At 71.5% G+C, this 12217-nt stretch carries 12 protein-coding genes; 4 read left to right on the top strand and 8 right to left on the bottom strand.

The annotated features are described in order from the left end of the window. Positions 1–96 precede the first annotated feature (96 nt). From ACZ4SW_RS19730 to ACZ4SW_RS19695, 8 genes are all read right to left on the bottom strand, one after another. Positions 97–612 carry a hypothetical protein gene (locus tag ACZ4SW_RS19730; RefSeq protein ID WP_468244784.1) on the bottom strand — a complete coding sequence of 172 codons (516 nt, stop codon included), beginning with the start codon at positions 610–612 and terminating at the stop codon, positions 97–99. A gap of 136 nt (positions 613–748) precedes the next feature. Next, positions 749–1297, bottom strand: coding sequence for a sigma-70 family RNA polymerase sigma factor (locus tag ACZ4SW_RS19725; RefSeq protein WP_468244781.1), 549 nt, complete (start codon positions 1295–1297; stop codon positions 749–751). A 119-nt stretch (positions 1298–1416) separates the two neighbouring features. After that, positions 1417–2841, bottom strand: coding sequence for an amino acid permease (locus ACZ4SW_RS19720; RefSeq protein WP_468244779.1), 1425 nt, complete (start codon positions 2839–2841; stop codon positions 1417–1419). A 95-nt stretch (positions 2842–2936) separates the two neighbouring features. Further along, on the bottom strand, positions 2937–3398 hold the full coding sequence (locus tag ACZ4SW_RS19715) for a universal stress protein (protein ID WP_468244776.1): 462 nt from the start codon (positions 3396–3398) through the stop codon (positions 2937–2939). Positions 3399–3592: 194 nt separating this feature from the next. Next, positions 3593–4273 (bottom strand): class F sortase, encoded by a 681-nt coding sequence (locus tag ACZ4SW_RS19710; protein ID WP_468244774.1) that lies wholly within the window; start codon positions 4271–4273, stop codon positions 3593–3595. A gap of 53 nt (positions 4274–4326) precedes the next feature. Then, complete coding sequence (locus ACZ4SW_RS19705) at positions 4327–4884, bottom strand: hypothetical protein (RefSeq protein ID WP_468244771.1); 558 nt, start codon at positions 4882–4884, stop codon at positions 4327–4329. A 216-nt stretch (positions 4885–5100) separates the two neighbouring features. After that, positions 5101–5865 (bottom strand): bestrophin-like domain, encoded by a 765-nt coding sequence (locus tag ACZ4SW_RS19700; protein WP_468244768.1) that lies wholly within the window; start codon positions 5863–5865, stop codon positions 5101–5103. Between the two features lie 16 nt (positions 5866–5881). After that, a complete protein-coding gene (locus tag ACZ4SW_RS19695) occupies positions 5882–6010 on the bottom strand; it encodes a hypothetical protein (protein ID WP_468244766.1) in 129 nt (42 codons plus the stop codon). 756 nt (positions 6011–6766) lie between these two features. On the opposite strand from ACZ4SW_RS19695, the gene ACZ4SW_RS19690 reads away from it, so the two are divergent. From ACZ4SW_RS19690 to ACZ4SW_RS19675, 4 genes are all read left to right on the top strand, one after another. Then, positions 6767–7717: an SCO0930 family lipoprotein gene (locus tag ACZ4SW_RS19690; protein WP_468244764.1), complete on the top strand. Its 951-nt coding sequence runs from the start codon at positions 6767–6769 to the stop codon at positions 7715–7717. 311 nt (positions 7718–8028) lie between these two features. Beyond that, on the top strand, positions 8029–8841 hold the full coding sequence (locus tag ACZ4SW_RS19685) for an SAM-dependent methyltransferase (RefSeq protein ID WP_468244762.1): 813 nt from the start codon (positions 8029–8031) through the stop codon (positions 8839–8841). Then, complete coding sequence (locus tag ACZ4SW_RS19680; RefSeq protein WP_468244759.1) at positions 8838–10994, top strand: putative bifunctional diguanylate cyclase/phosphodiesterase; 2157 nt, start codon at positions 8838–8840, stop codon at positions 10992–10994. Before ACZ4SW_RS19685 ends, ACZ4SW_RS19680 begins: the two co-directional genes overlap by 4 nt. 285 nt (positions 10995–11279) lie before the next feature. Then, positions 11280–12203 carry a hypothetical protein gene (locus ACZ4SW_RS19675; protein ID WP_468244756.1) on the top strand — a complete coding sequence of 308 codons (924 nt, stop codon included), beginning with the start codon at positions 11280–11282 and terminating at the stop codon, positions 12201–12203. The last annotated feature ends 14 nt before the right edge of the window (positions 12204–12217 follow it).

Genomic DNA, 12217 nt, shown 5'->3' with positions numbered 1-12217 from the left:
CCAGGCGGCCGAATCACTCAAGGCCGTTACCGAATCGCGGCCAAGAAAGGTGTTCGGAGCCGCCGGGCCGGCGGATTGGTCGTCCGGGAAACTTCTTCAGAAGAGATGGATGGCGAGGTGTCCCAGGGGAAGTCCGAGCTGCCAGGCCGGCGTCCACACCTTGGGGCCGTCGTCCTCACCGACCACCGGGCCGCCGCCCGGCACCGCGTCCAGGTCGGGGGCGAGCAGCTCGGTCTCCTCCAGCCAGCGCCAGGCCGCCGCGGCCAGCTCCAGGTCCGGCGCGGGGCCGCCCGACCGGGCCGCTTCCGCGGACAGCTCCGCCATCCGCTCGCACACCCAGTCCTGCCACGGCTGGTCGTACGCCGTCAGCGAAAGCCAGGTCTCCAGTTGCGAGACGACCCGGATGCGGGAGAGCTCGCCACCGGTGTCGGACAGGAAGATCGTCAACGCCAGGGCGTCGCGCCCGGCACGGAACTCGAAGGACGTGGGCGGCATCAGGTCGCCGGTACGCAGGAGTTCGTCCGCGATGTACTCGGCGTACAGCCATGCCATGGGGACGGTCAGCTCACCGCCGCCGGTGCCGTCCGTGCTCTCGTGGCCTCTGTACAGCATTCCTTCCTGCCTTCCTCCGGTGCGTGCGCGTCGCCCGAGACTCGGGCCCCAGTCCGCAACACGGATGAGGCAAGCCCATTGCTCAACCATGGTCGGCAGCAAGGCGCTTTGCGAAGACTTGACTCTGTGGTCGGTTTCACCGCAGGTCGGCCGCGTATCCCGGAAGGACTCGGCGCAGGGCGCGCAGCGCGTAGTACGCGCGGGACTTCACGGTACCCGGCGGAATGCCCAGGGTTCGGGCGGCCTCCGCCACACTGGCCCCGCGGAAGTACACCTGCACCAGGACTTCCCTGTGCTCGGGAGTGAGTGTCTTCACAGCCCGCCGTACGTCGAGCCTCGCGGCGGCCCGTTCGGCGTGGTCGGCGATCACGCGGGCGTTCTCCGGGACGCAGTCGCCGACCTCGGCGGGACGCGCCTGGCGCGCCCGCTCGGCGTCGATGGCGAGCCGCCGGCCGACGGTGAGCAGCCAGGGGCGCACGGAGTCGAAATCAGGCGCGCGGAGCGCTTCGGGGTGCTGCCAGGCGCGTACGAGCGTCTCCTGCAGCAGGTCCTCGGCGCGCTGGCGGTCGCCGTCCGAGAGCCTGAGCAGCAGCGCGAAGAGCGGGCGGCCGTGCTCGCGCTGGAGCTCGGCCAGCTCGTGCTCGGCGGTCGTCCCGGTGGTGGGGGTGGTGCTCGCGGCCGTCATGGGCGTATGGCAACGCGCCGTCGGCCGCCGGGACAGGGCCGGGACGCGGCGGTGCGGTGGGCGGTCGCTGTTCGTCGGTGAACGGTGCGGTGAGCGGTCGGCCGTGCCGTGGCGCGCCGTCAGGGTGAGCGCGGGGCCTCGGCCAGCTCGGAGTGCCGGTAGGAGTAGGTGAAGTAGACGATCTGTCCGATCGCGAACCACACGGCGAACCGCACCCATGTCTCCCACTGCAGGAACGTGATCAGCCAGAGCGAGAACACCACGCCCATCGCCGGGACGAACGGCATCCAGGGCGTGCGGAAGGTGCGGGGCAGGTCCGGCCGCCGGTAGCGCAGCACGATCACCGCCGTGCACACCACGACGAACGCCAAGAGGATCCCGATGTTCGTCAGTTCGGCCGCCTGGGCGATCGGCAGGAACCCCGCGATGAGGGCCGAGGCGATCCCGACGATCCACGTCACCCGGGTGGGGACGTGGCGTGTGGGGTGGGTCTTGGCGAACCACGGGGGCAGCAGGCCGTCGCGCGACATGGAGAACCACACCCGGGTGACGCCCAGCATGAACGTGAACATGACCGTCAGAATGCCGATGATGGCGCCGACCGCGATCACGTCCGCCAGCCCGCTGAGCCCCACCGCCTTGAACGCGCTCGAGAAGCCGCTCTCCTTGTCGATGTGGCGGTAGTTCTGCATGCCCGTCAGGACCAGGCACGCCGCCACGTACAGCACCATGGAGATGGCCAGCGAGTAGACGATGGCCTTCGGCATGTGGCGCTGGGCGTCCTTGGACTCCTCCGCGGCGGTCGACATGGCGTCGTAGCCGAAGACCGCGAAGAACACGGTCGCCGCACCGGTGAACGCGCCGCCGACGCCGTACGGGAAGAACGGGTGGTAGTTGCCGCCGTCGATGTGGAAGACGCCGACGGCGATCACCAGCAGCACCACGAGGATCTTCAGCGCCACGACGAGCGTCTCGAAACGGGCGGCGTTGCGGATGCCGAGGTTCAGCAGGTAGGCGATCAGCAGACACAGCACGACCGCGAACAGGTCCACCCGATGGCCCGCGCCCGTGCCCGGCGCGCCCAGCATCCAGGCCGGCAGGTGCGCACCCATCTCGCCGACGAGGAAGCCGAAGTAACCGGAGATGCCGATGGCGACCACCGCCACGATCGCCGTGTACTCCAGCAGCAGGTCCCAGCCGATGAACCAGCCGGCGTACTCGCCGAGCACCGCGTAGCCGTACGTGTAGGCCGATCCCGCCTTCGGGATGAGCCCGGCGAACTCGGCGTACGACAGGGCGGCGGCCGCGCTCGCCAGGCCCGCGATCAGGAACGACACCAGGACAGCGGGGCCGGCGGTGCCGTTGGCGACCGTGCCGGCGAGGGTGAAGATGCCCGCGCCGATGATCCCGCCGACACCGATCGCGGTGAGCTGCCACAGGCCGAGTGAGCGCTCGAGCCGGGGGCCCTCGCCCGCTTCCGTCTCCTCGATGTGCTCGATGGGTTTGCGGCGGAGAATCCCCTCGCCCCCACGGACCCCGGCCATGAGCCTCACCTCTTCGCGGGTCTCTTCCCGGACGGTAATGCGCTGGCCGGATCATGATGACGCAGCGGCGCCGGGGAGGGAAGACGGCGGCGCCGTTACGGTACGACCGTCACCGGCCAGCGGCCCGCCTTCACCAGGCGGACCGCCACCGAGCCGACGATGCGGTGGCCGGCCTGCTCGGAGGCGCCCACCACGACGGCGTCCGCCTTGAGGTCGTCGGCCGCCTTGACCAGGCCGTTGTAGGGATCACCGCGGAAGGTGTGGAACTCCCAGCGCACCTCGAACACGTCCCTCAGCCGCTCGGCCGCATCGCGGATCTGTGCCACCAGATCCTCCGCTATCCGGTCGGTCGTCTCCGCCACCGGCACCCCGAGAGCCGCACCGGCCGCCATCACCGGCTGCACGTACACGACGGCGAGCAGCGCGTGCTGCCGCCTGGCGAGACCGCCGGCGTAGGCCGCGGCCCGCATGGAGGAGTCGGAGCCGTCCACCCCGACGAGGATGACCTTGGGCCCGTCGGTGCCCCGCTCGAACTGGTGCGAGTGCTGTTCCGTCACACCGGTGAGGCTATCGGAATCCGCAGGTCCGGGCCGCTGCGGGCAGGGTCCGCACCTGGGAGTGCGTCCAGGACCGCAGACCGTGGCGGCCCTGCGCGTCCATCCGCCGTTCCCGCTGGAGGCCGGCTGACACCTCACCGTGCCCGGGCGGCGCCCGGCCCGAGGAGGCCGCCGGGCCCACGCACCGGCCCCGCTCAGCGGACCGCGACCAGCCGGGCGAACACCACCACGTTCCCCGCGTAGTTCCCGTCGATGAACGCTCCGCCGCAGGTGATGACCCGCAGCTCCGGGGCCCCTGTGTTCCCGTAGACGCGGTCGCCGGGGAAGTGCGCCTTGTCGAAGACCTCGTTGCCGTAGATCTCGAACACGGCCGTCCTTCCGTCCTGGCGGCGGACCTCGATCTGATGGCCCTTCCCCAGCGCGCCGAGCCCGTAGAAGACGGCCGGCCCCTCGTGGTTGTCGACGTGGCCCACGATCACGGCCGTGCCCTTCTCGCCGGGTGAGACCGCGCCGGTGAACCAGCCCGCCAGGTTCGGATCGTCCGGCGGCGGCGCGGCCACCCAGCCGGACGTGTCCAGGCCGACCGGTATGACGGGGGCGTCGACACGCAGCGCCGGGATGCGGACGCGCTGCACCGCGGAGTACGGCAGCGGATCGGGCGGGTTCGGCAGGCCGGCGGTTGAGCCGGAGGCCGTGCCGGAGCCCGAGCGGGAGTCGGGGGCCGCCGCCGTCGCGGGCTGGGGCGGACCCGTCTGGGACTCGCCCGAACCGTTCCGCACCAGGGCGAGGCCCGTCAGCAGCACAAGGGCGATCACGCCCCAGGGGGCGCGCTTGCGCTGATGCCCCTCTCCTTCGGCCGGCCCGGATGCAGACATTCGCCATCACCTCCCGGCGCCGCCGTCCCGCCGCGCCGCGCACGCTGTGACCGTCAGGAGGCGCTGCCGCGGCGACGGCGGAGCGTCAGATACCAGGCCGTGCCGACCGAACCCAGGACGAGCGCCGCACCCACGGCGGTCTTCTCCAGGTCGAAGCCGCCGATGCTGCCGCCCTCACCCGCATGCACGCCGTGCCGTGGCCGGTCTTCCTCACCGCGCCCCTCCCCGCGGCGCGAGTCCTCGTCGCGGTCGTTCCGCCCGGCCGCCATGACGAGCAGCCGGTGGCCGGACTGGTGGCCGCACTGGAACATCACGTCGAACGTGGTGCCCGGCAGGGCGTTCCGGCCGACCGTGACCGTGGCCGAGTTCCGGCCCCGGGGAATGGTGACGTCGTCGTCGAAGGCGCCCGAGAAGACCTTGGCGTCGCCGTTGCACCCCCGGACCGGCAGGTTGATCCGCCCGCCGGGAGCCACGGAGTCCGGTTCCAGGTTGTAGGAGAATCCCGAGCGGTGGGCGGCGTCCTCGCCACTGGCGGCGGCCGTCGTACACGCCGTGAGGGCCAGGGCGCTGACGCCCAGCATTGCGGCCGAAGCGACGCGAATCGCGCGCATGGTGAGCCTCCAGGTCTAAGAGGAGCCGTGCTGCGGACCTGTTCCGCCTGCGTCGGAAATGCACCTCGTTGCCTGAAACGCTAAGAAAAGGGATGTGCGAGCGCGAGAGCAGTAGTGCGGACGGGGTAAGCGTGTCTGCCGCTCAGGGGAGGGGAGGCGGGCGAATGGGGGACGGACGCGTGCGGCGCCCGCCCCCCTGAGGACCCGTGGGACCCGTCACCCGTGCAGCTGCGGGAACAGCGCGAGGAACGGCTCGGCGGAGGCCGAGACGCCCCGGCTGTAGGGCGCGTCGAAGTCCCAGATCAGAAAGAGCAGGAAGGCGATCAGCGCCGAGAACAGTCCGGCCAGGACGAGTTCCCGGGCCGTGCGCCGGATCTGCAGCGCGAACACCATCCCGATGGTGACCACCGCTCCCGTGACCAGACCGAACCACACCACCGGCGGCATGGTCGAGCCGGTCGCGTCGGCGCGCGCGTTGCGTGCCGCGTCGGCCGCCGTCACCTGGTCCACGAGCGGCTGGTACGCCTGCGCCTCGTAGTCCGTCTTCGGGCGGTAGTCGGTGACGTCCTGACGGATCTTCTCGAACAGCTCCCGGCCGCGGTCGGTCATCTCACCGTGGTCGGCCATGGCCTTCCACTCGGTGGTGACGACCTGGCCGACGTACGCGTTGACGTCGGCGCGGACGCGGTCGCGGACGTCGGCCGGATAGACGCGGACGCGCTCCGAGATCTCGTGCAGCGCCTGGGCCTCGGCCCGCACGTGGTCCTGGGCGGCACTGCGCGCCTCCCACACCCCGGCGATGGCCAGGCCCAGCACGATGGCGTACACCACGCCGATCCACATCGTCATGTACTCGATCACGTCCGGGGTCTCGGACGGGTCCTCGTCCGCGGCGGCCCTCCGGGCGCGTACGAGGGTCACCACGACCACGACGGCGCACGCGGCCGCCATCGCGAGGATGAGAACAAGCCATTCCGACAACAGGGGCCTCCAGGGATCAGCGCGGGCGCAGCGCGGCGATGGCGAACACCGCGGGCGCGACGATGAGCAGGGTGAACGTGAGCGGCGACGGCCCGTCGTGGAGCGGCCGCGGGTGGGACAGGGGGTGGTACGCCGGATAGCGCACCGGTGACGGTGTGGGATGCGAGCTCGGCCTGGGCGGGGGCGTCGGGGACGGCGTCGGCGCGGGGGAGGGGACGCGGACGGGGGCGGGCCTCGGGACCGGCCGGGGGGCCGGTGGCAGGACACGCGGCGGCGGAGGCGGCGGCACGGGCTTCGGTGCGGGGCGCGGCGGTGGGGGTGGCGGGGGCTCGGGCGGCGGTTTGGGTGTCGGAGTCGGGGTCGGGGTCGGTGCGGGGGTGGGGGTCGGCGTGGGGCTCGGACTCGGTGGGGAGCACGGCGGTGTGGGCCAGAGCCGGCCGCCCGCGACCGCCACCGCCTCCGTGCCGCCCGGGCCGGTCGAGGCGTACGCGCACGCGTCGGCCGACGCCGCCCCGGCGGGAGCGCCCACGAGGAACCACGCCAGCGTCACCAGGGTCAACCCCCGCGTGACCAGGGCCCTTCGGGGCCGTTCGGGTCGTTGCACGACGGAGATCATCGGCTTCGTCGCGCCCTCGCACGCCCCAGCCCGTGCCAATTGCCTCGAAGGTGGGAGATCCGTGTTCGTGGCGTTTCACGCAAGCACGCCCGTCCTGTGCGGAGTTGGGTACATCCGTGCGAGGGGTGCCGGGGCCGGCCGAGCCGGTGGCCGGAAACGCGTCACAGACTCCGGAAAGAAATTCCCGGACCGATTGAACACACCGGGTACTCCCGCCCGTACCCATGGCCATACAGCGGCGCACAGAGGACGCTGCAACACCGAAGCTGACAGCGGGAGTTGAGAATGAACACATCCTGGCGGAGCGCCTCCCTCGTGGCGACCGCTGCCGCCGTGCTGGCGCTCACGACGGCGTGCGGTTCGCAGAGCGGCACCCAGTCGGCGGGCAGTCAGAACGTGGGGGCCACCGCTCTGCCGGGCGGCCTCGGTTCCAGCCCCTCCCTCCCCGGAAACGGCTACGGCGCCGACTCCACCGCCGCGCCGAGCGCCTCCGCCTCCGCGGGCGGGCAGTCAGCGGGTCAGCTCGCCGTCGTGGACAACGCCAAGCTGGGCAAGATCGTCACGGACGGCGCCGGCTTCACCCTCTACCGCTTCGACCAGGACACGGCCGAGCCGCCGAAGTCCTCCTGCGACGGCGACTGCGCGAAGACCTGGCCGCCGGTCCCCGCCGAAGGTGCCACCGTCGCCTCCGGTATCGACACCTCCCTGCTGGGCGAGGTCACCCGCTCCGACGGCACCAAGCAGCTCACCATCGCCGGCTGGCCGATGTACCGCTACGCCAAGGACACCAAGGCCGGTGACGTCAACGGCCAGGGCGTCAAGGGCACCTGGTTCGCGACCGCGCCCACCGGCAAGAAGGCCGGCGCCGCGCTGCCCGGCCTGTCGGTGCGCAACGACCCCAAGCTCGGCCCGATCGTCGTCGACAAGAACGGCATGACGGTCTACCGCTTCCTGAAGGACAAGGCCTGGCCCGAGCCGGTGTCGAACTGCACGGGCCCCTGCCTGGAGAAGTGGCCCGTCGTCGCTCCCGTCTCGGCCGACGACACCAAGGGCGTCCAGAAGAAGGGCCTCATGGGCTTCACCCGCCCCGACGGCGCCAAGCAGATGACCGTCAACTGCTGGCCCATCTACACCTTCTCCGGCGACAAGGCCCCCGGAGACACCAACGGTCAGGGCGTGGGCGGCACCTGGTACGCCGTCTCGCCCGACGGAAAGCCGGTCGGCGCGCCGAAGTAACGATCAGACCTCCCCAGGGTTGATCGACCGCCTCACCCAGTCAGCGACGGAACGCGGAAGGGAGTGGACACACAAGCCGGACGAACGGGACACAGGCGCACGACCGGGTCTACCCCCTCCGCACCGCACGGAGGGGGCGGACCTTTTGCCGTGCGCGGCGGCGTGCGTCCCGGATCCTCCATGAAAAGACCACGTGGTGACCGGGAACGGACGGTCAATTTCCGTTTTTACTCGCTCTGTTGGCGGACGATCAGTAGCCTCAGCTCGAACACCGGATCGCCTACACCGTCGCCAACGCCTTGGAGAGCTGCATGGAGCGTCCCGCCTGGGCCCCCCGGAGCATCGACATCTCCGTGCCGAGCGTCGCCCGTATGTACGACTACTACCTGGGCGGCTCGCACAACTTCGAGGTCGATCGTGAAGCGGCGCGCAGGGCCATGGAGTTCCTGCCGGGCCTTCCCAAGATCATGCAGGCGAACCGGGCGTTCATGCGCCGCGCCGTGCGCTTCGCCGTCGGGGAGGGCATCACCCAGTTCCTCGACATCGGCTCCGGCATCCCGACCTTCGGCAACGTCCACGAGGTGGCGCAACAGGCGCACCCGGGCGCGCACGTGGTGTACGTCGACCACGACCCGGTGGCGGTCGCGCACAGCCGGGCCGTCCTCGAGGGCAACGACCACGCGGACATCGTGGTGGCCGACCTCCGCAAGCCCCACGAGATCCTCGCGAGCCCCCAGGTGGAGCGACTGATCGACCGGAACCGGCCAGTCGCGCTCCTTCTCGTTGCCATACTGCACTTCGTGGAGGACACGGACGACCCGTACGGTGCGGTGGCCGAGCTGCGCGACGCGCTCGCGCCGGGCAGCCTGCTCGTCCTCACGCACGCCTCCTACGAGGGGATCCCGCTGCCGAAGGAGCGGGCCGACGGCGCGGTCGACGTGTACCACGACATCCGCAATCCGCTGATCATGCGCTCGCGCGACGAGATCGCGCGGTTCTTCGAGGGGTACGACATGGTGGAACCCGGGCTGGTGCCGATGCCGAAGTGGCGGCCCGACACGGCACCCGAGGACGAGGACCCCTATGCGTTCGCGGGGTTCGCCGGCGTGGGGCGCTCGGCGTGACCGCGGGACCGGGTGGACCGGGTGGACCGGAGGACAGACTGCGCAGGTTCGCGACGATCTGGAGCCGGGCCGTCTACCCGGTGACCTCCACGTCGCTGACCCGGCCGGAGTTCGAGGAGCGGCTGCTGCCGCTGGCCCGGCGGCTGAGCGAGGGACTGCGGGCCAGGGTGTTCGACGCGGCCGCGGCCAAGGGGATCGGCGCGGCGCTCATCGACGCGCACTGCACCGACCCGGAGGCGCTCAGCCGCACCCTGGACTGCGTCGACGCCTACCTCGTGCTCTACTGCGGCGATCCGGACGCCTCCGCGGAGGTCCAGGAGGCGCAGCGCACCCGCTGCTCGCGGCTGCAGCACGCGATGGCCGCCGGGTTCGCGGCGGCGCTCAAGGAACGGACGCTGGCCGAACAGGAGTCCATCGCACAGGCCGCCCTCACGGCCCAGGGCGAAGTGGCCGAGGCCCTGCACTCCAGCGAGGCCCGATTCCGCGCGGTCTTCGAGGGCGCCGCCATCGGCATCGGCATCGCCGACCTCGACGGCAACGTGCTCCAGGTCAACGGCGCGCTGCTGCGCATGTTCGGCGGATCCGAGCAGATGGTGCGCGGCCGCAACGTCGCCGAGTGGACCCATCCCGACGACGCACCCCAGGTCTGGCGCCTGTACGACGAACTGGTGCGCGGCGAGCGGGACCACTACCACGTGGAGAAGGCCTTCTACCGGCCTGACGGAACGGTCCTGTGGACCAACCTCACCGTGTCCCTGCTGCGGGACGCCGACGACAACCCGCAGTACCAGCTCGCGCTCATGGAGGACACCACCGAGCGGCGGCTGTTGAACCTCCGGCTGCGGTATGAGGCCACGCACGACGCGCTCACCGGACTGCCCAACCGGACCCTGTTCTTCGAGCGTCTGGAGAAGACCCTGGCGTCGGGCGAGGGCCGCCGGTTCGGCCTGTGCTACCTGGACCTGGACGGCTTCAAGACCATCAACGACAGCCTCGGGCACGCGGCCGGCGACCGGCTGCTCGTGGAGGTCGCCGACCGGCTGCAGGCCTGCGCGACCGGCCCCGGCGAGATGGTCGCGCGCCTGGGCGGCGACGAGTTCGTGGCGCTGACCACCGGGCCGGATACCGAGCGAGGGGTCGACGAGCTCGCCGGGCGCATCATGAACGCGCTGGTCACCCCGATCAGGATCGACGGGCGGGAGCTGACCGTGCGGGGCAGCATCGGCATCGTCGAGGGCCCGGTCGGGGAGCGGGGCCCGGCGGAGGTGCTGCGCAGCGCGGACATCACCATGTACCGCGCGAAGTCCGCGGGCGGCAACCGGTACGAGCTCGCCGACCCCGAGGCCGACGCGCGCACCATCACCCGGCACGGCCTGACCACGGCGCTGCCCACGGCCCTGGACCGGGGCGAGTTCTTCATCGAGTACCAGCCGCTGGTGCACCTCGGCGACGGCAAGGTGCACGGAGCCGAGGCGCTGGTGCGCTGGCTGCACCCGCAGCACGGCGTGCTCGGCCCCGACCGCTTCATCCCCCTCGCCGAGCACACCGGGCTGATCGTGCCGCTGGGCCGCTGGGTCCTCGAGGAGGCCGTACGGCAGGCCCGCGCCTGGCAGGAGAAGCAGGACCGGCCCGGACCGCTGCGCATCAACGTCAACCTCTCCCCGTGCCAGCTCTCCCACCCGGGTCTGGTCTCCGACACCGTCGACATCCTGGAGCGGGCCGGGCTGGAACCGGACGCGCTCTGCCTGGAGGTCACGGAGTCGGCGCTCATCGGGGCGGACGACGACCTGCTCAAACCCCTGCGCCGGCTGGCCGAGATGGGGGTGGACATCGCCCTGGACGACTTCGGCACCGGCTACTCGAACCTCGCCAACCTGCGCCGGCTGCCGGTGCGAATCCTCAAGCTGGACCGTTCCTTCACCCAGAGCATGCAGCAGTACCCGGCGGACCCGGTCGATCTGAAGATCGTCGAGGGGATCGTCTCCCTGGCCCACAGCCTCGACCTCGCGGTCACGGTGGAGGGCGTGGAGACCGGCGCCCAGGCCGAACAGCTGCGGATGATGGGCTGCGACACGGCCCAGGGCTGGTACTACGCCCGCCCCGGCCCACCGGAGCGGCTGCACGAACTGGCCCTGGTGGACGCGACGGGCTGAGCCCTCACGGCCGTACGGGCCGCACCCTTCGGCCCGCTCGCCCGTCCTGCCGTGTCTCACGCGTGCGCAGACAACCAACGCGGCCGTATCGCCGTCTCAGCCCGTGACCGACGACTGGGGGAGACGATGAACTGGTCCAGGCTGGTGGGGGTCACCGCGGCCGGTCTTGTGCTGTGCGGGTGCACCCATGCGGCGAGCACTCCCGCAACGGGGCACAGCCCGGGAGCATCCGCGCACCGGACGGCGAGCGCGCCTTCTACCACGCCCCGCAAACCGACGTTGACCGTGAACGGCAATCTCGACGCCCGCCCCGGGCAACTGGTCGACATACGGCTCGACGACGTCGGAAGCGCCCAGGGGCAGAACGCGGTGACCGCGCAGTCGCCGGCGTTCAGCGGGCCCGTACGGCTGCGATGGCAGGACGGCTCCTACGGGGGTACGCCGGCCCTGGCGATGACGGACAAGCCCGGCTGGTACCCCCTCTCGGTCGCCGTCGCGGGCCGCGTCGTCGCCCGCGAGAGGATCCACGTGGTGGCGTCCCAACGCCCGTCCTTCACCCTGACGGCGGGGTCGGACGTGGTCCGGCCCGGGGAGCCGGTGTGGCTGGTCTTCGACGACCTGTACCCCGGTGAACGGGGCACCGACTTCACCGTACGGTCCGCAGCTCTGTCCCGGCCGGTGCCCCTCGTGCACAGCGAGCAGTCCGACTTCTACAACCCCCGGGAGTTCACCGCCCGGCCGGAACTCAAACCCGCCCTGGCGGACGGCAGGTACACCGTCGAGCTGTACGGTCCGCACGGCCGCCGCATCGCCGAGAAGCATCTGACGGTCCGTGCGTCGCGTCCCGGCGACCGCGACTACTTCGGCAAGGCGTACGGTCCTGACCTCTACGACCCGCGCATCGGCTACGCCGACAGCCCTCACGGGCGGGACTTCAAGGTCGCCGCCGGAGGACAGGCCGCGGTCATGTGGCACGACACGGATCCGGACCCCGGCGAAGAGTCGAGGCTGACCGCGACCTCCCCGGCGTTCACCCGCGTCCTCCACCTCAGGCCCGACGACAGCAAGGCCGCCGACGGTGACGACCCGCGCTACCTCGGCACCGCCACCGTGCGCGGCGACCTCGCGCCGGGCCGCTACCCGGTGACGGTCGTTGCCCACCACGGCCGCGTGAGGAAGACCGGCTACCTGACGGTGACGCCGCGGTAGGTCCCCGTGTCCTT

The sequence above is a fragment of the Streptomyces sp. NPDC028331 genome (assembly GCF_055565775.1).
The sequence above is the reverse complement of the archived record's forward strand: the minus strand, read 5'-3'. Positions and strand labels throughout refer to the sequence as shown.

What these genes read in the sequence shown, in the direction of transcription:
- ACZ4SW_RS19705 (WP_468244771.1), bottom strand. Translation starts at nt 4,884, where the DNA reads ATGCGCGCGATTCGCGTCGCTTCGGCCGCAATGCTGGGCGTCAGCGCC.
- ACZ4SW_RS19710 (WP_468244774.1), bottom strand. Translation starts at nt 4,273, where the DNA reads ATGTCTGCATCCGGGCCGGCCGAAGGAGAGGGGCATCAGCGCAAGCGC.
- ACZ4SW_RS19725 (WP_468244781.1), bottom strand. Translation starts at nt 1,297, where the DNA reads ATGACGGCCGCGAGCACCACCCCCACCACCGGGACGACCGCCGAGCAC.
- ACZ4SW_RS19690 (WP_468244764.1), top strand. Translation starts at nt 6,767, where the DNA reads ATGAACACATCCTGGCGGAGCGCCTCCCTCGTGGCGACCGCTGCCGCC.
- ACZ4SW_RS19730 (WP_468244784.1), bottom strand. Translation starts at nt 612, where the DNA reads ATGCTGTACAGAGGCCACGAGAGCACGGACGGCACCGGCGGCGGTGAG.
- ACZ4SW_RS19685 (WP_468244762.1), top strand. Translation starts at nt 8,029, where the DNA reads ATGGAGCGTCCCGCCTGGGCCCCCCGGAGCATCGACATCTCCGTGCCG.
- ACZ4SW_RS19720 (WP_468244779.1), bottom strand. Translation starts at nt 2,841, where the DNA reads ATGGCCGGGGTCCGTGGGGGCGAGGGGATTCTCCGCCGCAAACCCATC.